21 protein-coding genes are annotated in these 23,768 nt (G+C 62.4%); 5 read left to right on the forward strand and 16 right to left on the reverse strand.

Going from position 1 to position 23,768, the window contains the following annotated elements:
- Positions 1-4: 4 nt before the first annotated feature.
- The 3 genes from K4A76_RS08260 to gcl form a co-directional block, all read right to left on the reverse strand.
- Positions 5-898, reverse strand: a complete 894-nt coding sequence (locus tag K4A76_RS08260) for a 2-hydroxy-3-oxopropionate reductase (protein ID WP_274411916.1) — start codon at positions 896-898, stop codon at positions 5-7.
- 158 nt (positions 899-1,056) lie between these two features.
- Positions 1,057-1,839 (reverse strand): hydroxypyruvate isomerase, encoded by a 783-nt coding sequence (gene hyi, locus K4A76_RS08265; protein ID WP_054911350.1) that lies wholly within the window; start codon positions 1,837-1,839, stop codon positions 1,057-1,059.
- 53 nt (positions 1,840-1,892) lie between these two features.
- A complete protein-coding gene (gcl, locus tag K4A76_RS08270) occupies positions 1,893-3,668 on the reverse strand; it encodes a glyoxylate carboligase (RefSeq protein ID WP_054881315.1) in 1,776 nt (591 codons plus the stop codon).
- A 256-nt stretch (positions 3,669-3,924) separates the two neighbouring features.
- Here gcl and K4A76_RS08275 point away from each other — a divergent pair, with 256 nt between their 5' ends.
- Positions 3,925-4,365 carry a GlcG/HbpS family heme-binding protein gene (locus K4A76_RS08275; RefSeq protein WP_274411917.1) on the forward strand — a complete coding sequence of 147 codons (441 nt, stop codon included), beginning with the start codon at positions 3,925-3,927 and terminating at the stop codon, positions 4,363-4,365.
- 128 nt (positions 4,366-4,493) lie between these two features.
- Here the strand turns inward: K4A76_RS08275 and K4A76_RS08280 are convergent, their stop codons facing one another.
- Positions 4,494-5,105, reverse strand: a complete 612-nt coding sequence (locus K4A76_RS08280; RefSeq protein ID WP_054911348.1) for a TetR/AcrR family transcriptional regulator — start codon at positions 5,103-5,105, stop codon at positions 4,494-4,496.
- A gap of 132 nt (positions 5,106-5,237) precedes the next feature.
- Here K4A76_RS08280 and K4A76_RS08285 point away from each other — a divergent pair, with 132 nt between their 5' ends.
- Positions 5,238-6,152, forward strand: a complete 915-nt coding sequence (locus K4A76_RS08285) for a DUF808 domain-containing protein (protein WP_274411918.1) — start codon at positions 5,238-5,240, stop codon at positions 6,150-6,152.
- A gap of 138 nt (positions 6,153-6,290) precedes the next feature.
- Here the strand turns inward: K4A76_RS08285 and K4A76_RS08290 are convergent, their stop codons facing one another.
- From K4A76_RS08290 to puuE, 7 genes are all read right to left on the reverse strand, one after another.
- Positions 6,291-7,073: an outer membrane protein OmpK gene (locus tag K4A76_RS08290; RefSeq protein WP_009683938.1), complete on the reverse strand. Its 783-nt coding sequence runs from the start codon at positions 7,071-7,073 to the stop codon at positions 6,291-6,293.
- Between the two features lie 351 nt (positions 7,074-7,424).
- The gene (locus K4A76_RS08295) at positions 7,425-8,210 is read right to left on the reverse strand and encodes an outer membrane protein OmpK (protein WP_009683937.1); all 786 of its coding nucleotides are present in this window, start codon (positions 8,208-8,210) and stop codon (positions 7,425-7,427) included.
- A 153-nt stretch (positions 8,211-8,363) separates the two neighbouring features.
- On the reverse strand, positions 8,364-9,719 hold the full coding sequence (locus K4A76_RS08300) for a nucleobase:cation symporter-2 family protein (protein WP_274411919.1): 1,356 nt from the start codon (positions 9,717-9,719) through the stop codon (positions 8,364-8,366).
- Positions 9,720-9,878: 159 nt separating this feature from the next.
- Complete coding sequence (locus tag K4A76_RS08305) at positions 9,879-11,210, reverse strand: urate hydroxylase PuuD (RefSeq protein WP_274411920.1); 1,332 nt, start codon at positions 11,208-11,210, stop codon at positions 9,879-9,881.
- 45 nt (positions 11,211-11,255) lie between these two features.
- Complete coding sequence (locus K4A76_RS08310; RefSeq protein WP_274411921.1) at positions 11,256-11,759, reverse strand: ureidoglycolate lyase; 504 nt, start codon at positions 11,757-11,759, stop codon at positions 11,256-11,258.
- Between the two features lie 49 nt (positions 11,760-11,808).
- Positions 11,809-12,324: a 2-oxo-4-hydroxy-4-carboxy-5-ureidoimidazoline decarboxylase gene (uraD, locus tag K4A76_RS08315; RefSeq protein WP_274411922.1), complete on the reverse strand. Its 516-nt coding sequence runs from the start codon at positions 12,322-12,324 to the stop codon at positions 11,809-11,811.
- Entirely contained in the window at positions 12,324-13,250 is a 927-nt protein-coding gene (puuE, locus tag K4A76_RS08320) for an allantoinase PuuE (RefSeq protein ID WP_009683931.1), read from the reverse strand. Before puuE ends, uraD begins: the two co-directional genes overlap by 1 nt.
- 400 nt (positions 13,251-13,650) lie before the next feature.
- Here puuE and uraH point away from each other — a divergent pair, with 400 nt between their 5' ends.
- Positions 13,651-14,004, forward strand: a complete 354-nt coding sequence (gene uraH, locus K4A76_RS08325) for a hydroxyisourate hydrolase (protein WP_003259496.1) — start codon at positions 13,651-13,653, stop codon at positions 14,002-14,004.
- A 172-nt stretch (positions 14,005-14,176) separates the two neighbouring features.
- Here uraH and K4A76_RS08330 read toward each other — a convergent pair whose 3' ends face one another.
- Positions 14,177-15,526, reverse strand: coding sequence for an NCS2 family permease (locus K4A76_RS08330; RefSeq protein ID WP_009683929.1), 1,350 nt, complete (start codon positions 15,524-15,526; stop codon positions 14,177-14,179).
- A gap of 283 nt (positions 15,527-15,809) precedes the next feature.
- Between K4A76_RS08330 and K4A76_RS08335 the strand changes: the two genes are divergently transcribed.
- Positions 15,810-16,565: a GntR family transcriptional regulator gene (locus K4A76_RS08335; RefSeq protein WP_054890194.1), complete on the forward strand. Its 756-nt coding sequence runs from the start codon at positions 15,810-15,812 to the stop codon at positions 16,563-16,565.
- Between the two features lie 102 nt (positions 16,566-16,667).
- Here the strand turns inward: K4A76_RS08335 and guaD are convergent, their stop codons facing one another.
- From guaD to xdhA, 4 genes are all read right to left on the reverse strand, one after another.
- The gene (gene guaD, locus K4A76_RS08340) at positions 16,668-17,972 is read right to left on the reverse strand and encodes a guanine deaminase (protein WP_009683927.1); all 1,305 of its coding nucleotides are present in this window, start codon (positions 17,970-17,972) and stop codon (positions 16,668-16,670) included.
- 10 nt (positions 17,973-17,982) lie between these two features.
- The gene (gene xdhC, locus K4A76_RS08345; RefSeq protein WP_009683926.1) at positions 17,983-18,828 is read right to left on the reverse strand and encodes a xanthine dehydrogenase accessory protein XdhC; all 846 of its coding nucleotides are present in this window, start codon (positions 18,826-18,828) and stop codon (positions 17,983-17,985) included.
- A gap of 162 nt (positions 18,829-18,990) precedes the next feature.
- Positions 18,991-21,390: a xanthine dehydrogenase molybdopterin binding subunit gene (gene xdhB / locus K4A76_RS08350; RefSeq protein WP_212623527.1), complete on the reverse strand. Its 2,400-nt coding sequence runs from the start codon at positions 21,388-21,390 to the stop codon at positions 18,991-18,993.
- On the reverse strand, positions 21,383-22,837 hold the full coding sequence (gene xdhA, locus K4A76_RS08355) for a xanthine dehydrogenase small subunit (protein ID WP_009683924.1): 1,455 nt from the start codon (positions 22,835-22,837) through the stop codon (positions 21,383-21,385). The genes xdhB and xdhA overlap by 8 nt, the downstream gene beginning before the upstream one ends.
- A 268-nt stretch (positions 22,838-23,105) precedes the next feature.
- Between xdhA and K4A76_RS08360 the strand changes: the two genes are divergently transcribed.
- Entirely contained in the window at positions 23,106-23,765 is a 660-nt protein-coding gene (locus tag K4A76_RS08360) for a GntR family transcriptional regulator (protein ID WP_009683923.1), read from the forward strand.
- Positions 23,766-23,768 lie beyond the last annotated feature (3 nt).

Consider the following 23,768-nt stretch of genomic DNA (forward strand, 5'->3'; position numbering starts at 1 on the left):
TGACTTACTTGTCGTCGCGGATCGAGAAGTTGGCCATGTGCTCCAGGCCCTTGATCAGCGCCGAGTGGTCCCAGTTGCCGCCACCCAGGGCCTGGCACGTGTTGAACACTTGCTGGGCATTGGAGGTGTTGGGCAGGTTGATGCCCAGCTCCTTGGCGCCTTGCAGGGCCAGGTTCAGGTCTTTCTGGTGCAGGTTGATGCGGAAGCCCGGGTCGAAGGTGCCCTTGATCATGCGCTCGGCATGCACCTCGAGGATTTTCGACGAGGCAAAGCCACCCATCAGTGCTTCGCGCACCTTGGCCGGGTCGGCGCCGTTCTTGGCGGCGAACAGCAGCGCTTCGCTGACAGCCTGGATATTCAGGGCAACGATGATCTGGTTGGCCACCTTGGCGGTCTGGCCGTCACCGTTGCCACCCACGCGGGTGATGTTCTTGCCCATGGCCTGGAACAGTGGCAGGGCGCGCTCGAAGGCGTTCGGGCAGCCGCCAACCATGATGCTCAGGGTGGCGGCCTTGGCACCTACTTCGCCACCGGACACCGGGGCGTCCAGGTAGGCGGCGCCGGTGGCCTTGATTTTTTCGGCGAAGGCTTTGGTGGCGGTAGGGGAGATCGAGCTCATGTCGATCACCACCTTGTTCGGGCCCACGCCTTCGGACACGCCGTTGTCACCGAACAGCACGCTTTCCACTTGTGGGGTGTCCGGCACCATGACGATGATGAACTCGGCTTCCTGGGCCACTTCTTTCGGGTTGGCCAGGGCCACTGCACCGGCGGCGATCAGGTCGGCTGGCGCGGCGTCGTGGTGGGTGGAAACGAAAATGCTGTGCCCTGCTTTTTGCAGGTTCTGGGCCATGGGCTTGCCCATGATGCCGGTGCCGATGAAACCGATTTTAGCCATGAGAATATGCCTCTTTGTATTTGTGGTGTCTCAAGCTGTGGGAGCGGGCATGCCCGCGAAACAGGCGACTCGGTGGATGGCACCGGCTATGCCGGTGTTCGCGGGCATGCCCGCTCCCACAGGGTTTCGTGTTTCACAGGGCGCTAGCGGTCAGCCGTTCAGATTGCGTTATGGGTCTTCAGCCAGCCCAGGCCTGCTTCGGTGGTGGTCAGCGGCTTGTATTCCGCGCCCACCCAGCCCTGGTAGCCGATGCGATCCAGGTGTTCGAACAGGAAGCGGTAGTTGATCTCCCCGGTGCCTGGCTCGTTGCGGCCGGGGTTGTCGGCCAACTGGATGTGGTTGATCAACTTCAGGTTGGCTTCCATGGTCCGGGCCAGGTCACCTTCCATGATCTGCATGTGGTAGATGTCGTACTGCAGGAACAGGTTGTCGCTGCCCACCTCGGCCTGGATTTCCAGGGCTTGTTGGGTGGTATTGAGGTAGAAGCCAGGGATGTCGCGGGTGTTGATCATTTCCATGACCAGGCGGATGCCGGCGGCCTGGAGTTTTTCGGCGGCATACTTGAGGTTGGCGACGAAGGTCTTGCGCACGTCGGCACACTGCAGGCCTTGTGGGCGAATACCGGCCAGGGCGTTGACCTGGGTATTGCCCAGCACCTTGGCGTACTCGATGGCCTTGTCGACCCCCGCGCGGAATTCTTCGACGCGGTCGGGGTGGCAGGTGATCCCGCGCTCGCCTTTGGCCCAGTCACCCGCCGGCAGGTTGAACAGCACCTGGGTCAGGCCGTTGGCGTCCAGCTGCTGCTTGATTTCAGCCGCGCTGTAGTCGTACGGGAAGAGGTATTCGACGCCGCTGAAGCCAGCATCGGCGGCAGCCTTGAAGCGGGCCAGGAAGTCCTGTTCGGTGAACAGCATGGACAGGTTGGCAGCGAAGCGAGGCATAGGTGTCTCCTTGCGGTGAAGGCCCCCAGGGCATGCCTGGGGGCGTCAGGCGATCAGTCCAGCATCGAGATGGCGGTTGGCGCGTCGTTGCCGACCAGCGCCAGGTCTTCGAACTCGTTGACCGCGTTGATCTCGGTGCCCATGGAAATGTTGGTGACGCGCTCGAGAATGACCTCGACCACTACCGGTACGCGGAACTCTTCGGCCATCTTCTGCGCCTTGATCAGGGCAGGGGCGATCTCGGCCGGTTCGAACACGCGCAGGGCCTTGCAGCCCAGGCCTTCGACCACGGCCACGTGGTCAACGCCGTAGGTGGCAGCGTCGGTCGAGTTGATGTTCTCGAACGCCAGTTGTACACAGTAATCCATGTCGAAGCCACGCTGCGCCTGGCGGATCAGGCCCAGGTAGGCGTTGTTCACCAGCACATGAACGTACGGCAGGTTGAACTGTGCGCCCACCGCCAGCTCTTCGATCATGAACTGGAAGTCGTAGTCACCCGACAGCGCCACGACCTTGCGCTGCGGATCGGCCTTGACCACGCCCAGTGCCGCAGGGATGGTCCAGCCCAGCGGGCCGGCCTGGCCGCAGTTGATCCAGTGGCGTGGCTTGTACACGTGCAGGAACTGCGCGCCCGCAATCTGCGACAGGCCAATGGTGCTGACGTAGCAGGTGTCCTTGCCGAACACCTGGTTCATTTCTTCGTACACGCGCTGCGGCTTGACCGGCACATTGTCGAAGTGGGTCTTGCGCTGCAGGCTGGCCTTGCGCTGCTGGCAGTCTTCCAGCCACGCCTTGCGGCATTTCAGCTTGCCAGCGGCTTGCCATTCGCGGGCGACTTCCAGGAGTACGTCCAGCGCCTTGCCAGCGTCGGAAACGATCCCCAGGTCCGGGGTGAACACGCGGCCGATCTGGGTCGGTTCGATGTCCACGTGGACGAATTTGCGGCCCTCGGTGTAGACGTCCACGGAGCCGGTGTGGCGGTTGGCCCAGCGGTTACCGATACCGAACACCAGGTCCGACTTGAGCAGGGTGGCGTTGCCGTAGCGGTGCGACGTCTGCAGGCCGACCATGCCGACCATCTGCGCGTGGTCGTCCGGGATAGTGCCCCAGCCCATCAGGGTCGGGATTACCGGTACGCCGGTCAGTTCAGCGAACGCCACCAGCTTGTCGCTGGCGTCGGCGTTGATGATGCCGCCGCCGGCGACCAGCAGCGGGCGCTCGGCGTCATTGAGCATGGCCAGGGCTTTTTCGGCCTGCACGCGGGTGGCGGCAGGCTTGTTGATGGCCAGCGGCTCGTAGGCGTCGATGTCGAATTCGATTTCGGCCATCTGCACGTCGAACGGCAGGTCGATCAGCACCGGGCCTGGGCGGCCGGTGCGCATTTCGTAGAAGGCTTTCTGGAAGGCGTAAGGCACCTGGCCTGGCTCCAGCACCGTGGTCGCCCACTTGGTCACCGGCTTGACGATGCTGGTGATATCGACAGCTTGGAAGTCTTCCTTGTGCAGGCGCGCACGCGGGGCCTGGCCAGTGATGCAGAGAATAGGAATGGAGTCGGCCGAGGCACTGTACAAGCCGGTGACCATGTCGGTGCCGGCAGGGCCGGAGGTGCCGATGCACACACCGATGTTGCCCGGGTTGGCGCGGGTGTAGCCCTCAGCCATGTGCGAGGCACCTTCGACGTGGCGAGCGAGGACGTGATCGATGCCACCGACTTTCTTCAGGGCCGAGTACAGCGGATTGATGGCAGCCCCCGGGATGCCGAACGCGGTATCTACACCTTCACGGCGCATGACCAGAACGGCTGCATCGATTGCTCTCATTTTGCTCATGGTTTGTGCCTCATTGATTTTGTAATTGTATACAACTTGCTTTGCGATAGAGTGTATTCACGCCTGGCGCTGTAGGTCAATGGGTTTTCATCGGTTGACTTGGCTTTCCTCAGAGCGCCCATGAAAACGGGAGTTTGCGTGATCGCATACGATCGCTTCAAAATATTGTATACAAAAATAATCTTCGTTGTGTTCTATTTGTTCATCGGTTTTCAACTGCCCTCAGGGCTTCTCACAACAAGAAGAGGACCTTTTCATGAACGCTTTGAATCTGAAAGTCGCCGTTGGGCTGGTAAATGCCGCGCTGGCGGCGGGCCGCGAGATCAACGCGGCGCCGCTGACCGTGGCGGTGCTGGATGCTGGCGGCCACCTGCTGGCGCTGCAGCGCGAAGATGGCGCCAGCCTGATCCGCCCGGAAGTGGCCACCGGCAAAGCCTGGGGTGCGATAGCCCTGGGCAAGGGCTCGCGCTTGCTGGCGCTGGATGCGCAGCAGCGGCCGGCGTTTTTTGCCGCGCTGAATGGAATGGGTGAACGGCCGGTAGTGCCGGCGCCGGGGGGCGTGCTGATTCGTGATCAGGACGGCAAGGTACTGGGTGCTGTCGGGATCAGCGGCGATACGTCGGATATCGACGAACAGTGCGCGATCAGTGCGATCGAGGAGGTGGGGTTGCTGGCGGATGCCGGAGTAGCGGCGTAAAGCTCAAGATAGCCGGGGCCGCGTTGCGGCCCTTTCGCGACACAAGGCCGCTCCTACGGGGAATCGCGTAACCCTGTAGGAGCGGCCTTGTGTCGCGAAAGGGCTGCAAAGCAGCCCCACTGGCCCTGTCAGGCCACCTCGGGCTCACAGCCCTTGAGCACCATGCGGATGATGGTCTCGGCTGCTGCGTCATAATCGCTGTCGGCCAGCTTGGCCTTGCCGGTCACTGCAGAAATCTGCCAGTCGAAATCGGCATAGGTCTGCGTGGCCGCCCAGATGCTGAACATCAGGTGGTGCGCATCTACATGGGCGATCTGCCCGTTGTCGATCCAGCGCTGGATACACTCGATGTTGTGCCGGGCCTGCTCGTTCAACTGCGCCACCTGGTTCGGTGACAGGTGCGGGGCACCGTGCATGATCTCGCTGGCAAATACCTTGGAGGCATGGGGCAAGTCGCGGGAAATGCGGATTTTCGAGCGAATGTAGGCGCTCAGCACTTCTTTCGGGTCACCGTCGGCATTGAACGGCGTGGACGCTTGCATGATCGGCGCGATGATGCTTTCCAGCACCTCGCGGTAGAGGTTGTCCTTGGACTTGAAATAGTAATACACGTTCGGCTTGGGCAAGCCGGCCTTGGCCGCAATATCGCTGGTCTTGGTGGCCGCGAAGCCCTTGTCGGCGAATTCCTCGCTGGCTGCGCGCAGGATCAATTCCTTGTTGCGCTCGCGAATGGTGCTCATGGTCAGGGATCTTCCTCGTGTCTGGCCACCTCTAAGAGGGATCGGGCATGGTAGCACCGGGCCCGACGGGCGCTCAAGGCAGCGGCTTTGGGCTAGAATTCTGGGCATTTACTCATTCGGATGCAGGCAAACATGGCAGGAAGCAGTCTACTGGTACTGATCGACGATATCGCCACGTTGCTGGACGATGTTTCGCTGATGACCAAAGTGGCAGCAAAAAAAACCGCAGGCGTGCTGGGCGATGACCTGGCGCTCAATGCCCAGCAGGTGACGGGTGTGCGGGCCGATCGTGAACTGCCGGTGGTGTGGGCGGTGGCCAAGGGTTCGTTGATGAACAAGGCCATTCTGGTACCGGCGGCCCTGCTGATCAGCGCTTTCATCCCTTGGGCGGTCACGCCCTTGCTGATGCTGGGCGGCGCGTATCTGTGCTTCGAGGGCTTCGAGAAGCTGGCGCACAAGTTCTTGCACAGCAAAGAAGACGACGAGGCGCAAAAGGCTGCGCGCAAACAGGCTGTGGCCGATGCCAATGTCGACCTAGTGGCGTATGAGAAAGCCAAGATCAAAGGGGCCGTGCGTACCGACTTCATTCTGTCGGCGGAAATCATCGCCATTACCCTGGGCATCGTCGCCGACTCGCCGCTGCCACAGCAGGTCATCGTGCTGTCGGGAATCGCAGTGGTAATGACCTTGGGTGTTTACGGGGTGGTGGGCGGCATCGTCAAACTGGACGACCTTGGGCTGTGGATGACCAAGCGGGCGTCGGGCGTGGCTCAGGCGGTAGGCAATGGCATATTGCGCGCGGCACCCTACATGATGAAAGGCCTGTCGGTGGTCGGCACGGCGGCGATGTTCCTGGTGGGTGGCGGGATTCTGGTGCATGGCATCGCGCCGCTGCATCATGCGGTCGAAGCGTTCAGCGAGGGGCGCGGTGGTGGGCTTACCGTGGCGTTGCTCAATGGCGTGGCCGGGGTGGTGGCCGGGGCCGTGGTGCTGGCGATAGTGACGGTGGCCGAGAAGCTGTGGCGCCGGGTGCGGCCGGCCAACTGAGCGGCCTGGCCGGGGCGCTGCCCCGGTTCGCGGGCACGCCCGCTCCTACAGGTACAGTGTCTGCCTTGGGCCGAGCGCGGACCCTGTGGGAGCGGGCGTGCCCGCGAATGGGCCGCAGCGCGGCCCCGAGGGCTCAGGTCAGAAGTGCACCTTGACCAGGAAGCTCATGGTGTTCTGGTCGGTGGTGAAGGCATCGCTGTCCTTGATGCCGTACTTGTTCTTCCAGTAGTCATACTCCACACCCACGTACAACTGCTTCTCGCCAAAGTGCAGCGCCTTGCCCAGGTCGTACTTGATCTGCGGGTTGAAGTGCAGGTTGGCGTGGTAGGTACCACGGCGGTTCTGGTCGTTGTCGACCACCCAGTCCATGAAGCCGTCGATCAGTACGTCGGAATCCCCCACCGGGATGGTATACGACCACACCGGCGTGATCTGCCACACATTGTCGCCGGCACGGCTGCCGTCGGTGGTGCGGTTGTAGAAGTTCAGCTGGAAGTAGTCGAAACCGGGGATGGCCAGGTCGAAGCCCGGGCCGATCAGGTACGACTCGGTATCACCCTCGCCAAACTCGTAGGTCATGGCCAGCAGCACGTCCTTGACCGGGCCGAACTCCAGCTTCTGGTCGAAGATCTTGCCAAACGACAGGCGTGGGCTGATCTCGCCATAGTAGGTGTTCGGGCCGTTGCCCTCGTCCTTCTGGCCCTGGTAGAAGATCTTGTCGACAAAGATGAAGTTGTCGCCGTACTTCCAGCCATCGGCATGTTCGAAGGTCACGGTTTGCTGGGTTGGCGGGTTGACCTTGAAGTTCTTGCCCCACAGGTAGGTCAGGCTGTTGTTCTGCCATTGCAGCAAGTCACCGCCGAAGGTGGTGCCGCAGGCCAGCAGGCCGCCAGCAAGGATCAGGCTGTTGATGGTACGCATTGCGAGTGTCGCTCCCTTGTTTGATCTGTTGTCTGCGCTCGTTGTTGGCGCTTTTTGTCTTTTGAGTCAGCTTTTTTCGATAGGCCACAGCTGTTTGGCAAGGGTTGGGCCAACTTTTCCGGGTTGGCAAAACCTTCCTGCTCGACTTCGTTCTGAACGGATGAAAAGGGTCTTTCAGGCTGGCAACACGTTCGCCAACCGCCCGTATTCATTGACTGAGCGGTCAGTAAACGCAGGCAGAATCCGTTCTGCCCTGATCGAGGGGGCGCGCAGATTACTGGCTTGCGCGCCGCGCCTCAAGTGCTCCGTCCTGGAGCGCTGTGAATCAAACTTGTGCGTTTGGTCAACTTCTTAGAAGTGTACCTTGATCAGCGCGCTCGCCACGCTCTGGTTGCTGTCCAGGTTGCCGCGGCTGTCGATGCCGTACTTGTCCTTCCAGTAGCTGTACTCGAAGCCCACATAAAGCTGCTTTGCCCCCAGGTTCAGGGCCTTGCCCAGGTCATATTTGACCTGCGGGTTGAAGTGCAGGTTGGCGTGGTAGGTGCCACGGCGGGTCTGGTCGTTGTCGGTCACCCAGTCCATGTAACCATCGATCAGGATGTCGGACTTGCCCACCGGCAGGGTGTACGACCAGGCGGGGGTGATCTGCCACACATTGTCCCCGGGGCGGCTGCCCTCGGTGTTGCGCACATAGAAGTTGAGGGTGAAGTAGTTGAAGCCCGGGATGGCCAGGTCGAAGCCGGGGCCGATCAGGTAGGCCTCGTTGTCGCCTTCGCCTCGTTCGTAGGTCATGGCCAGCAACACATCCTTGACCGGGCCGAACGCCAGTTTCCGGTCGAAGATCTTGCCGAATGACAGGCGCGGGCTGAACTCACCGTAGTAGGTGGTCACGCCCTTGCTGGCGTCTGCTTTGCCGTTGTAGAAAATCTTGTCGACGAACATGAAAGTGTCGCCGTACTTCCATTTGTTGGCGTGCTCGAAGGTAACCGTTTGCTGGATGCTGGGGTTGACCTTGAAGTCCTTGCCGTACAGGTAGGTCAGGCTTTCGCCGTGCCATTGCAGCCATTCGCCCGCGTGGGCGGGAACGGTGGCCAGCAGGCTGCTGCCCAGCAAGAGGGACGTGGTGATGCGTTTCATGTTGTGCTTCCCGGACTTATTGTTTTTTTTGGGTTTTTTTGGCGTGCAGGTGCCCCGGGCGGCCCATTCCGGCGGGCCGACGGTGTAGCGTCTACGGCGGTTCGAGACCGGAGCGGCAACAGGCCGCTCCCGTTCACTCGAAGGGGTTTTGCCTCAGTGCTGGTGACAGGCGTCGTTGTGCACCGCGCGGTCGGCACCGCCCAGAATGTTGAACAGCACGTTCAACACCAGGGCGCTGACCGTGGCCATGGCGATGCCACTGTGGGTGATGGGCTCCATCCACTGCGGCATCTGCGCGAAGAACTCCGGGCGCACCACGGGGATCAAGCCGAAGCCCACGCTCACCGCAACCAGCAACTGGTTGCGGCGGTCGCCGATGTCGGCTTCCTGCAGGATCTTGATCCCGGTAGCGGTCACCATGCCGAACATGGCGATCGACGCCCCACCCAGTACCGCGGGCGGGATCGAGGCGATCAGAAACGCTGCCTTGGGCAGCAGGCTGAGCAGAATCAGCAGTGCGCCGGCCACGATGGTGACAAAGCGGCAGCGGACCCCGGTCATCTGCACCAGGCCGATGTTCTGGGCGAACGACGAGTGGGTGAAGGTGTTGAAAAAGCCGGCGATGAACGACGCCCCGGCATCGCACAGCAGGCCGCGGCGGAGCATGCCTGGGGTGACTTCGCGTCCGGTCACCTTGCCCAGGGCCAGGAACATGCCCGTGGACTCGACGAAGATGATCACCACCACCAGGCACATGGACAGGATCGGTGCCAGGCTGAAGGTCGGCATGCCGAAGTGCAGGGGCGTCACCACCTGCAACCACGGCGCTTCACTCAGGCCTGACAGGTCGACCATGCCGATCGCGCCGGCCAGCACGTAGCCCAGGCCCATGCCAACCAGCACCGACACATTGACCCAGAAGCCGCGCATGAAGCGGTTGATCAGCAGGATCACGGCCAGCACCAGGCCGGCCACCAGCAGGTAGATCGGCGAGCCGAACGTACTGGCATCCTGGCCACCGCCGGCCCAGTTGACCGCTACCGGGAACAGCGACAGGCCAATCGAGGTGATCACCGTACCGGTGACCAGCGGTGGGAAGAAGCGCACGACCTTGGACATGAACGGTGCGATCAGCATGCCGAAGAAGCCGGCGGCGATGGTCGCGCCGAAGATCCCCTGCAGGCCTACACCGGGCATGCCGGCCATGGCCACCATGCTGCCCACGGCTGCGAAACTGGCACCCATCATCACCGGCATGCGGATGCCCACCGGGCCGATACCGAACGACTGGATGATGGTGGCGACGCCAGCGACCAGCAGGTCGGCGTTGATCAGGAAAGCGACTTCTTCACGGGACAGCCCGGCGGCCTGGCCAATGATCAGCGGCACAGCGATGGCGCCACCGTACATCAGCAAAACGTGTTGCAGGCCAACCAGGAACAGTTGGAACAGGGGCAAGGGTTCGCGCGGTGGCGCAACGGGTATGTACGCCTTGCGGGACTCGGACATGCAGCACCTCGAGTTTTGTTTTTATTCTCGGATCCAAGTGCCAAGCTCCAAGGGGCAAGCTTCAAGAAAAAGCTTGGTATCCGCACTGGAGCCTGGCACTCGATGCTTGCTTCCTACTACGTACAGCTTGAGGCTTGCAGCTTGACGCTTGTGGCTCGATCAGTTGACCTGGGCGCCCTTGGCGATCCAGTCACCGACCAGCTTGCGCTCCTCGGTGGTCATCTGGGTGATGTTGCCCAGCGGCATGATCTGGCTGGCCACTGCCTGCGCCTGAATGCGCGCGGCCTGGGCCTTGATCTGCTGCGGGGTGTCGAACATCACGCCGGCAGGTGCGGCGCTGAACAGTGGGCTGGTCGGCTTGGCCGAATGGCACACGGTGCAGCGTTCCTGGATGACATTGTGGATCTTGTCGAAGTCGCCACCACCGGCCTGGGCCGTAGCCGGGGCCTGGGCCTGGGCCGGGGCTTCAGCAGGCGCTGCGGCGGCCTTGGCGGCCTCTTCGGCGCGTTGCTCGGCAGCGGTCTTGCCACCCACAGCCGTAGCCGGCAGAGGCTGGTACTCGATCTTCGCGGCGGCCTGCTCAGGGCTCACTGCCATCGGTTTGGGGCCGGTGACGTAGGCCAGGCAAATCATTGCCAGGGCACCGACAGGCAAGGTCCAGGCGTACTTGTTGCTGTCGTGGCGGGTGTTGAAGTAGTGGCGGATCAGCACCGCAGCTACCGCGATACCGGCCAGGATCAGCCAGTTGTACTGACTACCGTAGGTGCTCGGGAAGTGGTTGCTGATCATGATGAACAGCACCGGCAGGGTGAAGTAGTTGTTGTGACGCGAGCGCAACAGGCCTTTGGCCGGCAGTACCGGGTCGGGCGTCTGGTTGTTCTCGATCGCGGCCACCAGCTGGCGCTGGGCCGGCATGATGATGCGGAACACGTTGCCGACCATGATGGTGCCGATGATCGCGCCGGTGTGCAGGTAGGCACCGCGGCCGCTGAACACCAGGCTGAAGCCCCAGCAGGCGGCGATGATCAGCACGAACAGCACGGCACCGAGCAACGCCGGCTTCTTGCCCAGCGGCGAGTCGCACAGGAAGTCGTAGATGAACCAGCCGGCGACCAGCGAGCCGATACCGATGGCCACGCCTTCGGCACCGCTGAGGGTACTGCCAGGGGCCAGCAGGTACAGCGTCGGGTTCCAGTAGAACACCACGCACAGCAGGGCGATACCGGACATCCAGGTGAAGTAGGCTTCCCATTTGAACCAGTGCAGGTTCTCGGGCATTTTCGGGGGGGCGAGCTTGTATTTCTCCAGGTGGTAGATACCACCGCCGTGAATCGCCCAGAGATCACCCGACAACCCATCGCGCGGGTTGCTTCGGTTCAGGTGGTTCTCCAGCCAGACGAAGTAGAACGATGCACCGATCCAGGCTACGCCGGTGATCATGTGAACCCAGCGAATGCTCAGGTTCAGCCATTCGTGAAGGTGTGCTTCCACAGTATGTACCTCTGCCGATCACCGAGAACGATGACCGACCTTTTCTTATTGGTGGGGATTGAGGATCAGCATCTGTTCCTCGGTGAAGTAATGCTCATCGCAGTTGTTGCCAGAACCGCTGCGATCAACCACCAGGAAGTCATCCCGCTTTTCGATCGTCAGCACCGGGTGGTGCCAGACGCCGCGATGGTAATTAACGCCCTGCCTGCCATTACTGCGGAAGGCACGGACCAAGCCTGATACAGGTGCATCGCCAATGGGCGCGACCACGATCAGAAAGGGGTTGCCGAGCAGCGGGATGAAAGCCTGGCTGCCCAGCGGGTGGCGTTCCAGCATGCGTACGGTCAGCGGCATGTCCAGCGCATCGGCGCGGAAGATGCTGATGATCGCCTTGTCTTCAGGCTCGGCGGTCTCGACCGTGGCGAGCTTGTGAAAGCGCATGGTCGAGCCATTGTTGATCATGAAGTGGTCGCTGCCTTCGGTTTCGATCACGTCGCCGAAGGGAGCGAAGGCTTCTTTGGTCAGGGGCTCAATCATCAGGGTGCGCATGCGGGTCTCTCTTTTATGTTCGTTGTACTGAATGGGGGTCGGCTGCCGCTTACAGCTGCAGCAGGCGGAACAGGGCGATCAGGTTGATCTGCGCCAAGGCTTCCTTGAATTCGGCCTCGCTGTCGTTGTGGATGCGCTTTTCGAACGCGGCGAGTATCTGGTGCCGGTTGCTGCCTTTTACCGCCATGATGAACGGGAACTGGAACTTGGCCTTGTAGGCATCGTTCAGCTCGGTGAAACGGGCGAACTCTTCGGCGGTGCACTGGTGGATACCGGCGCCGGCCTGTTCGTTGGTGCTCGATGCGGTGAGCTCGCCCTGGATGGCGGCCTTGCCGGCCAGGTCCGGGTGAGCATTGATCAGTGCCAGCTGGTCAGTGTGAGTGGCGCTGAGCAGGATATCGCTCATGCGCTGGTGCAGCGCCTCGACTTCGTCCAGTTCACCCAGTTGGCCCAGGTCATAGGCTTTTTCGGCGACCCACGGCGAGTGCTCGTAGATGTCGGCGAATACCTCGACGAAGGCGTCGCGGTCCAGGGCGGAGGGCTTGAGGGTCTTGAAGGCGGTCATCAGGCGTTCTCTTTCTTGTACGGGTGGGTGGTGTGCCAGTGGCGGGCGATGTCCACGCGACGGGCGAACCAGACCTGCTCGTGGCTCTTGGCGTAGTCGATGAAGCGCTTGAGCGCAGCCAGGCGCGCCGGGCGGCCGACCAGGCGGCAGTGCAGGCCGATGGAGAGCATCTTCGGCGCTTCGGCGCCTTCGGCATAAAGCACGTCGAACGCGTCTTTCAGGTACTGGAAGAACTGCTCGCCACAGTTGAAACCCTGCACCTGGGTGAAGCGCATGTCATTGGTGTCCAGGGTGTAGGGGATCACCAGGTGCGGCTTGCCGGTCGGGTTGTTCGGCTCCCAGTAGGGCAGGTCGTCGTCGTAGGTGTCGCTGTCGTAGAGGAAGCCACCTTCCTCCATCACCAGGCGGCGGGTGTTCGGGCCGGTGCGGCCGGTGTACCAGCCCACAGGGCGTTCACCGGTGATTTCGGTGAGGATGCGGATGGCTTCGAGCATGTGCTCGCGCTCCTGGGCCTCATCCATGTACTGGTAGTCGATCCAGCGGTAGCCGTGGCTGCAGATCTCGTGGCCAGCTTCGGCCATGGCGCGGATCACGTCGGGGTGGCGCTGAGCGGCCATGGCCACGGCAAAGATGGTGAGCGGGACGCCGCTGTCCTTGAACAGCTTGAGCAGGCGCCATACACCGGCACGGCTGCCGTACTCATACAGCGACTCCATGCTCATGTTGCGCTGGCCTTGCAGCGGCTGGGCAGCAACCATTTCGGAGAGGAACGCTTCGGACTCCTTGTCGCCGTGCAGGATGTTGCGTTCGCCACCTTCCTCGTAATTAAGCACGAAAGACAGCGCGATGCGAGCGTTGCCCGGCCATTGCGGGTGAGGAGGGTTGTTGCCGTAACCGATCAGGTCGCGAGGATAGTCAGCGCTCACTGCAGTCTTCCTTCTTGTGCGTTGGTGCGGGGGGTGGGCGGGCCGAGTCGGGATGTCGCACCACCGGATGGGCTGATTGTATACAACTTATGAAATCTTTTGTAAGCCTGTTTTTCCGCATTTCTGCCCTTTTGTCGCTTCACTGCCAGCAAGAAATACAGTGCAAGAAACCTGCCTGATTGGTCAGATAATGAAGTGGGCGTCGTTATCCCGCCTGTATTCGCGACTGCTGGATCGTTTGTGGGCAAAGTGCGGTGGGGGGGCGACGGCTGGGTCCAAAAAATTGTGTACAATTTTGCGGTGGAATGTCTTAATAGCGTCATTCGCGCCTGCCGCAGGCCCTGTTTGGGTGCGCTGGCGAGTATTTCTTGCCCACAGATTGAACAAGAGGCGACACGCAATGGGACGTTTGACCACACACGTACTGGATGCCGCGCATGGCTGCCCGGGCAGCTCGATCAAGGTCGAGCTGTACCGTGTCGAAGGCCAGCAACTGGAGCTGGTGAACACCGCCCTGACCAACAGCGATGGCCGCGTCGACGCGCCGCTGTTGCAAGGCGACGACTACCGCACTGGCGTCTACCAGCTGCAGTTCAGCGCAGGCGACTATTACCGCGCCCGCGGTGTGCAACTGCCGGCCCAGGCGTTCCTGGATGTTGTGGTGCTGCGCTTTGGCATCGACGAGCAGCAGGAGCACTACCACGTGCCGCTGTTGATCTCGCCGTACAGCTATTCGACCTACCGTGGAAGCTAGTTGGTCGCTAGAAGAATCTTCGTAGGTCCTTTGGCCCGCTCTCACACTGGCGGGCTTTTTTTCGTCTGGTGTTTTTGTACTGGCTGTGCCGACCTTTATCGGCGCAAAGGCCGGCACAGCCTGCAGCAACGAAGAAAGGGCGCCGAGGCGCCCTTGGTGGGTACGGCGAGGTTCAGAGGAACACGAACTTGGCAATGAAGATCGCGCACAGCACCCACAGGCTGGCGGAGATTTCCTTGTACTTGCCGGTACCTGCCTTCAATGCCACATAGCTGATGAAGCCCAGGGCGATGCCATCGGCGACCGAGAAGGTCAACGGCATCATGATCACCGTGACGATCGCCGGAATGCTGTCGGTAGCCTCATCCCAATGGATGTGCGCCATGCTGCCCATCATCAGCATGGCCACGTAGATCAGCGCACCTGCAGTTGCGTAAGCCGGAATCATCCCGGCCAGCGGGGCGAAGAACATTGCCGCGACGAACAGCAAGCCGACCACCACCGCCGTCAGGCCGGTCCGGCCACCTGCCGCAACCCCGGCAGCGCTTTCCACATAGCTGGTCACCGGTGGCACACCCACCACCGCGCCGAACACGCTCGATGCACTGTCGGCCTTCAACGCCCGCGACAGGTTCTCGATACGGCCGTCCGGTGCTACCAGATTCGCCCGCTGGGCCACACCCATCAGCGTGCCGGCCGTATCGAACATGTGCACGAACAGGAACGCCAGCACCACGCTGATCATGCTGACGTTGAACACGCCCGCCACGTCCATCGCCATCCAGGTCGGTGCCAGGCTCGGCGGCATCGACATCACCCCGCCAAATTTCACCAGGCCCAGCCCCCAGCCGGCCAGGGTCACGCCGATGATGCTGATCAGGATCGCGCCGAACACGCGCTTGTAGCTGAGGATGGCGATCAGCAGGAAGCACACCGCCGCCAGCAGTGGCCCTGGCTCATGCAGCGAGCCCAGCTTGATCAGGGTGGCGGGGCTGTCGACGATGATGCCGGCGGTTTTCAGGCCGATCAGCCCGAGAAACAATCCGACGCCGGCCCCCATGGCATGGCGCAGGCTGACCGGGATGCTGTTGAGCAACCATTCGCGCACTTTCGACAAGGTCAGGAACATGAACAGCACGCCCGAAACGAAAACGGCCCCCAGCGCGGTTTCCCAGTTGTAGCCCATGGTGCCGACCACGGTGTAGGTGAAGAAGGCGTTGAGGCCCATGCCCGGCGCCAGGCCCACCGGCCAGTTGGCGTACAGGCCCATCAGCAGGCAACCCAGCGCCGCGGCGATGCAGGTGGCGACGAAGGCGGCGCCATGGTCGATGCCGGCGTCGGCCATGATGTTGGGGTTGACGAAGATGATGTAGGCCATGGTGATGAAGGTGGTCACCCCGGCGATCAGTTCGGTTTTGACGGTGCTGCCGTGTTGCTTGAGTTTGAAAATCCGCTCCAGCCAACTCGTTTCGAGCGGCGGGGCAAGATCCAGCGTAGGGGCTTCGGATTTGCGGCTTTCCACAGCGTGTACTCCTCAAGTCTTTCTTGTTGTTGTGGGGGCCAGTTCCTGCGCCATGCACTTGGTGACCCCGCGAGGTGAGGCAGACGTCCGACCGTTTTGTTGACTTATGGGTCAAGAAGTTGCTCGATGGATTATGCTTTTGTGTACAAAGAATGCAAATAATGTTTTATGTTTTGTGTGCGCAATGCGTCGTACAACGGCTATATAGCGAAAACGCCCCCTGCGGAATCGCCTCAGCCTGTGTACAATGGCGCCATACTTTCTCTTCGTGCCTCGAGAGCCCATGAACGAACAGCTGCAACCTCTGAAGAAACCTGCACGGGTCGGCAAGGCCGGCCGCAGCGGTACCCAGGACGACATCGTCTACGCGCATATTTTCGAGGCGATTCTTGAACAGCGGCTGGCCCCGGGCACCAAGTTGAGCGAGGAAGCGCTGGGCGAAATCTTCGGCGTCAGCCGCACCATCATCCGCCGCGCCCTGTCGCGGCTGGCTCACGAGAGCGTGGTCTTGCTGCGGCCCAACCGCGGTGCCGTTGTGGCCAGCCCGACCGTTGAAGAGGCGCGCCAGGTGTTCTTCTCGCGGCGCATGGTAGAACGGGCCATTACCGAACTGGCCGTGCAGCATGCCACCGCCGAGCAACTGAACGAGCTGCGGCAAATGGTGCGTGAAGAGCGTGACAGCTTCTCGCGCGGCGACCGTGGTGCGGGTATCCGCCTGTCCGGCGAGTTCCATCTCAAGTTGGCCGAGGCAGCGGGCAATGCGCCGCTGGTCAGCTTCCAGCGCAGCCTGGTGTCGCAGACCTCGCTGATCATTGCCCAGTACGAAAGCGGCACGCGTTCGCACTGCTCGTATGACGAACACATGCAGCTGATCGACGCCATCGAGGCGCGCGATGCCCAGCAGGCGGTGAGCCTGATGATGCACCACATGGACCACATCGACAGCAAGCTGAACCTGGACGAGGAAAGCGCCTCGGACGACCTGCATGCGGTGTTCTCGCATTTGCTGAAAAAGCCCAAGGTTTCCGTCAAGGGCTGATCGTTTGCCTGGTTAGCCTCAGGGGTGTGCATTTGCGCTCACCCCTGGGGCTGCTTTGCAGCCCATCGCGACACAAGGCCGCTCCTACCAGGGCTGCGGTGGCTAGCGCTGGTGCACGCAACGCCCGGCAGCGTAGGTTTCACGCACGGTGCGGTCGTCACCCAGGGTGGTCAGCACGAACAGGGTCTCTTCAATGCTGTTGGACTGCTGAATGCGGTAGTCCAGCAGCGGCGTGGCCTTGTAGTCCAGCACCACGAAGTCGGCATCGTTGCCGGGGCGCAGGCTGCCGATGCGGTCGTCCAGGCGCAGCGCACGGGCGCCGCCGAGGGTGGCCAGGTACAGTGACTTGAACGGGTGCAGGCGCGCGCCTTGCAGTTGCATCACCTTGTACGCCTCGTTCAGGGTGTTGAGCAGCGAGAAGCTGGTCCCGGCGCCGACGTCGGTGCCCAGGCCCACATTGACCTTGAAGCGCTCGGCCTGCGGCAGGTTGAACAGGCCGCTGCCGAGGAACAGGTTGGAGGTGGGGCAGAAGGCCACGGCCGAGCCAGTTTCGGCCAAGCGCTGGCACTCGTCGTCGCACAGGTGCACGCCGTGGGCGAATACCGAGCGCTCGCCCAGCAGCTCGAAGTGGTCATAGACGTCCAGGTAACCCTTCTGCTCAGGGAACAGCGACTTGACCCAGTCGATTTCCTTGAGGTTTTCCGACAGGTGCGTGTGCATGTACACGCCCGGGTGTTCCTTGAGCAACTGGCCGGCCAGGGTCAACTGTTCAGGCGTGCTGGTCGGTGCGAACCGCGGGGTGACGGCGTAGTGCAGGCGGCCCTTGCCGTGCCAGCGTTCGATCAGCGCCTTGCTTTCGGCATAGCCGGACTCGGCAGTGTCGGTCAGGTAGTCAGGGGCGTTGCGGTCCATCATCACCTTGCCGGCGATCAGCCGCAGGTCCAGGCGCTCGGCCTCTTCGAACAGGGCATTCACCGATTCCGGGTGCACGCTGCCGAATACCAATGCGGTGGTGGTGCCGTTGCGCAGCAGTTCCTTGAGGAAGATCTTCGCCACCTGGTCGGCGTGGGCCTTGTCGGCAAACTGCTTTTCGCACGGGAAGGTGTAGGTGTTCAGCCAGTCCAGCAACTGCTCGCCGTAGGAGCCGATCATGCCGGTTTGCGGGAAGTGGATGTGGGTATCGATGAAGCCCGGGGTGATCAGTGCGTCCTGGTAGTGCTCGACCGGAAAGTCGGCGGCCAGGGTCGGCAGCAGCTCGCTGGCGTGGCCAACGGCGCTGATGCGGCCATCGTCGACGACCAGCAGGCCGTCTTCGTAGTATTCATGGGATGCCTCCAGGCCCACCTCGGCCGGGTCAGCGATGCTGTGCAGGATGGCGGCACGGTAGGCTTTGCGGGTAACGGTCATAACTCACTCGTCAAAGGGCTTGGCTGCGCCGGGAGGGCGGCAGCAACTGGGCAATGGGGCCGGCATTGGCGGCAGCGTCGTGCTGGCCAAAGCAGGCGTTGTAGGTGGCGATGATTTCACCGGCGATGGACACGGCGATCTCGATGGGCAGCTTGCCCTTGACCTCGGCCAGGCCCATCGGGCAGCGCATGCGCGCCATCAGCGCGTCGTCGTAGCCCCGCTCGCGCAGGCGGTGCTCGAACTTGACCCGTTTGGTCTTCGAGCCAATCAGGCCGAACCAGGTGAAGTCGTTGCGCTTGAGAATGGCGGCGGTCAGTTCCAGGTCGAGCTGATGGTTGTGGGTCATGACGATGCAGTAGCAACCTGGTGGCAGCTGTGCCACTTCGTCGACCGGCTCTTCACTGACCACCTTGGTCACCCCGTTGGGGATGAATTCGGGGAATTCCTGTTCACGCGAGTCGACCCAGCGCACCCGGCAGGGCAGGGCGGCGAGCAAGGGTACCAGAGCGCGGCCGACATGGCCCGCGCCGAACACGGCGATGTGCGCCTGCACGGCAGCCATGGGTTCGAACAGCAGCACGGTGACGCCGCCGCAGCACTGGCCCAGGCTGGCGCCGAGGCTGAAGCGTTCCAGGTGCGGCGTGGTGCGTTGTGCTTCAAGCATTTGCCGGGCGATGTGCAGGGCCTTGTATTCCAGGTGGCCACCGCCGATGGTGTCGAACAGGCCGCTGGCGCTGACCACCATCTTCGAGCCGGCATTACGCGGGGTCGAGCCGCGTTCCTCGATGATGGTCACCAGTACGCAGGCTTCGCCACGGGCCTGGTGGTCGGCGAGGGCGTTGATCCATTGGTGCATGATGCAACCTCTCTAAAGATCGACACGGCCCCCTTGTAGGAGCGGCCTCGTGTCGCGAAAGGGCTGCACCGCAGCCCCGACAATCTATGCAGTAGCCAAGATCTTGGGGCCGCTTCGCGACCCTTTCGCGACACAAGGCCGCTCCTACAGGGCCTTGCGTTGTCAGTGGGTGACGGTTTCCAATTCATGTTCAGACGGTTGCTGCTGGGCCACCGCCTTTCGCATCTGCTCACACCCCCACAACACCCGCTCCGGCGTTGCCGGCGCGTCGATGTTCGGCTGCACGCGGTAATCGGCAAGGCTCGCCACGGCATCCTTGATCGCGCACCAGGCGGCAATGCCGAGCATGAACGGCGGCTCGCCCACGGCCTTGGAGTGGAACACGGTGTCTTCCGGGTTCTTGCGGTTTTCCACCAGCTTCACGCGCAGGTCCAGTGGCATGTCGGCCACTGCCGGAATCTTGTAGCTGGCCGGGCCGTTGGTCATCAGCTTGCCCTTGGCGTTCCACACCAGTTCCTCGGTGGTCAGCCAGCCCATGCCCTGGATGAAACCGCCCTCTACCTGGCCAATGTCGATGGCCGGGTTCAGCGAGTCACCGACATCGTGCAGGATATCGGCGCGCAACATCTTGTATTCACCCGTCAGGGTGTCGACGATCACCTCCACACAGGCAGCGCCGAAGGCGAAGTAGTAGAACGGCCGGCCACGGGCCTGGCTGCGGTCGTAGTAGATCTTCGGCGTGCGATAGAAGCCCGTGCTGGACAGCGACACCTGGGCAAAGTAGGCCTGCTGCACCAACTGCTCGAAACTGACGATCTGATCGCGCACCCGCACGTGGCCGTTGCGGAACTCGACGTCTTCCTCGGTCACCTGGTAGTGCCGTGCGGCAAACTCGGTCAGGCGCTTCTTGAGGATCTCGGCCGCGTTCTGCGCCGCCTTGCCGTTCAGGTCGGCACCGCTCGAGGCGGCCGTGGGCGAGGTGTTGGGCACTTTGTCGGTATTGGTGGCGGTGATCTGGATACGGCTGAAATCCACCTGGAAGATCTGTGCCACCACCTGCGCCACCTTGGTGTTCAGGCCCTGGCCCATTTCGGTGCCGCCATGGTTCAGGTGGATGCTGCCATCGGTGTAGATGTGGATCAGCGCACCGGCCTGGTTGAGGAAGGTGGCGGTGAACGAAATGCCGAATTTGACCGGGGTCAGGGCCAGGCCTTTCTTCAGCACCGGGCTGTTGGCGTTGAAGCGGCGGATCGACTCGCGGCGCTCGGCGTAGTCGCTGCTGGCCTCCAGCTCGGCGGTCATCTCTTCGAGCATGTTGTGCTCGACGGTCTGGTAGTAATGGGTGACGTTGCGTTCGGTCTTGCCGTAGTAGTTGGCCTTACGCACCGCCAGGGGGTCACGGCCCAAGTGGCGGGCGATATGGTCCATCACCTGTTCGATGGCAACCATGCCCTGCGGGCCGCCAAAGCCGCGGTACGCCGTGTTGGAGGCAGTGTTGGTCTTGCAGCGGTGACCATGCACGGTGGCATCGCCCAGGTAGTAGGCATTGTCGGAGTGGAACATGGCGCGGTCGACGATCGAGCCAGACAGGTCGGGCGAGTAGCCACAGTTGCCGGCCAGGTCCAGATTGATGCCATGCAGGCGCCCATCTTCATCGAAGCCCACGTCGTACTCGACGTAGAACGGGTGGCGCTTGCCGGTCATGGTCATGTCTTCGACCCGCGGCAGGCGCATCTTGGTCGGCTGGCCGGTCAGGCGCGCCACCACCGCGCACAGGCAGGCCGGGCTGGCGGCCTGGGTTTCCTTGCCGCCAAAGCCGCCGCCCATGCGGCGCATGTCCAGTACCACCTTGTTCATCGGCACGTCGAGTACTTCGGCGACCAGCTTCTGCACTTCGGTGGGGTTCTGCGTGGAGCAGTAGACGATCATGCCGCCATCTTCGGTAGGCATCACCGAGGAAATCTGCGTTTCCAGGTAGAAGTGCTCCTGGCCACCGATGTGCAGGGTGCCCTGGAGGCGGTGCGGGGCGCTGGCCAGGGCGCTGGCGGAATCGCCGCGCTGGTGGGTGTGGCTGTCGAGCACGAAGTGCCGCTTGCGCAGCGCGTCGACCACGTCCAGCACCGGTTCCAGGTCCTCGTACTCGACGATTGCGGCCATGGCCGCCTTGCGTGCGGTGTCCAGGTCGCGTGCAGCCACGGCCAGCACCGGCTGCCCGAAGAACTCGACCTTGTCGATAGCCAGCAGCGGGTCACCCGCCACCACCGGGCCAATGTCCTTCAGGCCAGGGATGTCTTCGTGAGTGATGGCGATGCGCACGCCCTCGAAGGCATAGCACGGCGCGGTGTCGATGCGCAGGATGCGCGCATGGGCACGGTCGGCGGTGCGGGCATAGACGTGCAGCTGGTTGGGGAATTCCAGACGGTCGTCGATGTACAGCGCCTCGCCGGAAACATGTTTGTCGGCGCTGTCGTGCTTGACGCTGCGGCCAACCCCGGTGGTCAGGTGCTGGCTGAACAGTTCGGCCATCTCGGCCTGGCTCTTGGCTACATGGTGGTTAGACATAAGCGGTCACCCGGGTTTCGATGTGCGGCGATTGCTGTTCGATGAAGTACTTGCGCAGCAGGTTCTGCGCAGTCAGCAGGCGGTATTCCTTGCTGGCGCGGAAGTCGCTGAGCGGGGTGAAGTCTTCGGCCAAGGCCTGGCAGGCACGCTCGATGGCCGCCGCGTTCCAGGGTTTGCCGCGCAGCGCGGCTTCGCAGGCGCGCGCGCGCTTGGGTATCGCTGCCATGCCGCCGAAGGCGATGCGCACACCGCTGACCACCCCGTCCTCGATGCTCAGGTTGAAAGCGCCGCATACGGCGGAGATGTCGTCGTCCAGGCGCTTGGATACCTTGTAGGCACGGAACGCCCAGTCGCGGCTGGCGCGTGGCACGATGATCTTCTCGATGAACTCGCTGTCCTGGCGGGCAGTGATGCGGTAGTCGATGAAGTAGTCCTCCAGCGGCATCACCCGTTGACGCTCACCCTGGCGCAGCACCACCTGCGCATCCAGGGCGATCAGCAGGGGTGGCGAGTCGCCAATCGGTGAGGCATTGCCAATGTTGCCACCGAGGGTGCCCTGGTTGCGGATCTGCAGTGAGGCGAAGCGGTGCAGCAGGGCGCCGAAGTCGGGGTACTCGTCGTTCAGGGCGCCGTAGCAGTCGGTGAGCGGGGTTGCAGCGCCGATTTCCAGGTGGCTGGCGGTTTTCTCGATGCGTTTGAGTTCGGCGACGTGGCCCACGTAGATCATCACCGGCAGGGTCTTGTGGAACTGGGTGACTTCCAGGGCGAGGTCGGTACCGCCGGCCAGCAGCCGCGCCTCTGGGTGCGAGCTGTACAATTCGGCAAGATCCGCCACGGTCAGTGGCACCAGGCAGCGCTTGTCGCCGCTGTTCAGTTCACCGGTCTGGGTGGGGGCAATGGCCTTCAGGCGGCTGATGGTATGCGCCTGCTGGGCATCGAACTGGTCGCGGCAAGGCTGGCGGCAGCTCTGCTCGGCGGCGTCGAGGATTGGCCGGTAGCCGGTGCAGCGGCACAGGTTGCCGGCCAGGGCCTCCTGGGCCTGGTGCAGGTCGGCGCCGTCGCTGTTCTTTTGCAGGGCAAACAGCGACATCACGAAGCCGGGTGTGCAGAACCCGCATTGCGACCCATGGCAGTCGGCCATGGCTTGCTGCACGCTGTGCAGCTGGCCCTGGTGCTTGAGGCCCTCTACGCTGATCAGCTGCTTGCCATGCAGCGACGAGACGAAGGTCAGGCACGAGTTGAGGCTGCGGTAGCGCAGGTTGTCGTTGCCCTGTGCGTCCTGGGTCAGTTCACCGACCACCACGGTGCAGGCGCCGCAGTCACCGCTGGCGCAGCCTTCCTTGGTGCCGGGTTTGCCCAGGTGCTCGCGCAGGTACTGCAGCACCGTCATGTTAGGGTCCAGGGCGTGCTCACTACGCAGCTCCTGATTGACGAGAAACTGGATCACGGGGATGGCCTCGCAATGGTTTTATTGTTGTTGGGCGGACTCTAAGCAACACCTGTCCAGCAGGTCAATATTTTTCTGACCCAAGGGTCAAGAAATTGCGCATGGTCTCGCCCAACCCTGTTCATTGCCCATATTGCAAGCATAGATCGCGCCGGGCCCGCGGTTGTCTGCTGGGTCAAATAAACCGCCTGCCCCCTCTGCGCGACCAATGGTCAAGTGCGCTACACTTCGCCCCTTGTGCCCAGTTCAATGATTTTGAAGGAAAACCATGACGTTCAAGGCCCCGGACAGCCTCTCCGAGCAGATTGCCGATTACCTGGCCGAACGCATCATCCGCGGCGAGCTGGCGCCCGGCGAGCGCATTCAGGAGCAAAAGGTAACGCAGGCACTCAATGTCAGCCGCGGTTCGGTGCGCGAGGCGTTGCTGATTCTCGAACGTCGCCACCTGGTGGCGATCTTGCCGCGCCGCGGTGCCCATGTCACCGAGCTGGACGAACGCAGCGTGCGCAGCCTGTGCGCGCTGATGGGCGAGTTCTATATCCTGCTGGGCAATGCGGTTGCACAAAAATGGCGCACCGAAGCCGACCTGCGCCCGTTTCTGGAGATTCAGCAGCGGCTGCAGCGCGCCCACGACCGGCTGGACATCAAGGCTTTCGTCGGTGACAGCTTCGCGGTGATGCGCGCCGCCTATCCGTTTGCCGATAACCCTTTCTTGCAGGAAACCGTGGAAAACCTGCAGCCGGCCATGAGCCGTGCCTATTACCTGGCGCTGGACCAACGCCAGGCCAACATGATCGATTACCTCGACCTGTTCGCCCGCCTGCTCGAAGCGGTGGTCGCCCGTGACCTGCCGCACATTCGCGAGGTGCTTACCGCTTACTGCCAGCGCAGCTGCGAACTGGTGCTGGCGGCACTGGCCCGAGGCTGACCG

It is taken from the genome of Pseudomonas sp. NEEL19, from assembly GCF_028751975.1.
Taxonomy (GTDB): Bacteria; Pseudomonadota; Gammaproteobacteria; order Pseudomonadales; family Pseudomonadaceae; genus Aquipseudomonas; species Aquipseudomonas juntendi.

Excerpts from the sequence above, each read along its gene's own strand:
- hyi (WP_054911350.1), bottom strand. The coding sequence starts at position 1,839 with ATGCCTCGCTTCGCTGCCAACCTGTCCATGCTGTTCACCGAACAGGAC.
- K4A76_RS08300 (WP_274411919.1), bottom strand. The coding sequence starts at position 9,719 with ATGTCCGAGTCCCGCAAGGCGTACATACCCGTTGCGCCACCGCGCGAA.
- K4A76_RS08290 (WP_009683938.1), bottom strand. The coding sequence starts at position 7,073 with ATGCGTACCATCAACAGCCTGATCCTTGCTGGCGGCCTGCTGGCCTGC.
- gcl (WP_054881315.1), bottom strand. The coding sequence starts at position 3,668 with ATGAGCAAAATGAGAGCAATCGATGCAGCCGTTCTGGTCATGCGCCGT.
- K4A76_RS08285 (WP_274411918.1), top strand. The coding sequence starts at position 5,238 with ATGGCAGGAAGCAGTCTACTGGTACTGATCGACGATATCGCCACGTTG.
- K4A76_RS08295 (WP_009683937.1), bottom strand. The coding sequence starts at position 8,210 with ATGAAACGCATCACCACGTCCCTCTTGCTGGGCAGCAGCCTGCTGGCC.
- K4A76_RS08260 (WP_274411916.1), bottom strand. The coding sequence starts at position 898 with ATGGCTAAAATCGGTTTCATCGGCACCGGCATCATGGGCAAGCCCATG.
- xdhB (WP_212623527.1), bottom strand. The coding sequence starts at position 21,390 with ATGTCTAACCACCATGTAGCCAAGAGCCAGGCCGAGATGGCCGAACTG.
- uraH (WP_003259496.1), top strand. The coding sequence starts at position 13,651 with ATGGGACGTTTGACCACACACGTACTGGATGCCGCGCATGGCTGCCCG.
- guaD (WP_009683927.1), bottom strand. The coding sequence starts at position 17,972 with ATGACCGTTACCCGCAAAGCCTACCGTGCCGCCATCCTGCACAGCATC.
- K4A76_RS08335 (WP_054890194.1), top strand. The coding sequence starts at position 15,810 with ATGAACGAACAGCTGCAACCTCTGAAGAAACCTGCACGGGTCGGCAAG.
- K4A76_RS08310 (WP_274411921.1), bottom strand. The coding sequence starts at position 11,759 with ATGCGCACCCTGATGATTGAGCCCCTGACCAAAGAAGCCTTCGCTCCC.
- K4A76_RS08280 (WP_054911348.1), bottom strand. The coding sequence starts at position 5,105 with ATGAGCACCATTCGCGAGCGCAACAAGGAATTGATCCTGCGCGCAGCC.
- uraD (WP_274411922.1), bottom strand. The coding sequence starts at position 12,324 with ATGACCGCCTTCAAGACCCTCAAGCCCTCCGCCCTGGACCGCGACGCC.
- K4A76_RS08275 (WP_274411917.1), top strand. The coding sequence starts at position 3,925 with ATGAACGCTTTGAATCTGAAAGTCGCCGTTGGGCTGGTAAATGCCGCG.
- K4A76_RS08360 (WP_009683923.1), top strand. The coding sequence starts at position 23,106 with ATGACGTTCAAGGCCCCGGACAGCCTCTCCGAGCAGATTGCCGATTAC.
- xdhC (WP_009683926.1), bottom strand. The coding sequence starts at position 18,828 with ATGCACCAATGGATCAACGCCCTCGCCGACCACCAGGCCCGTGGCGAA.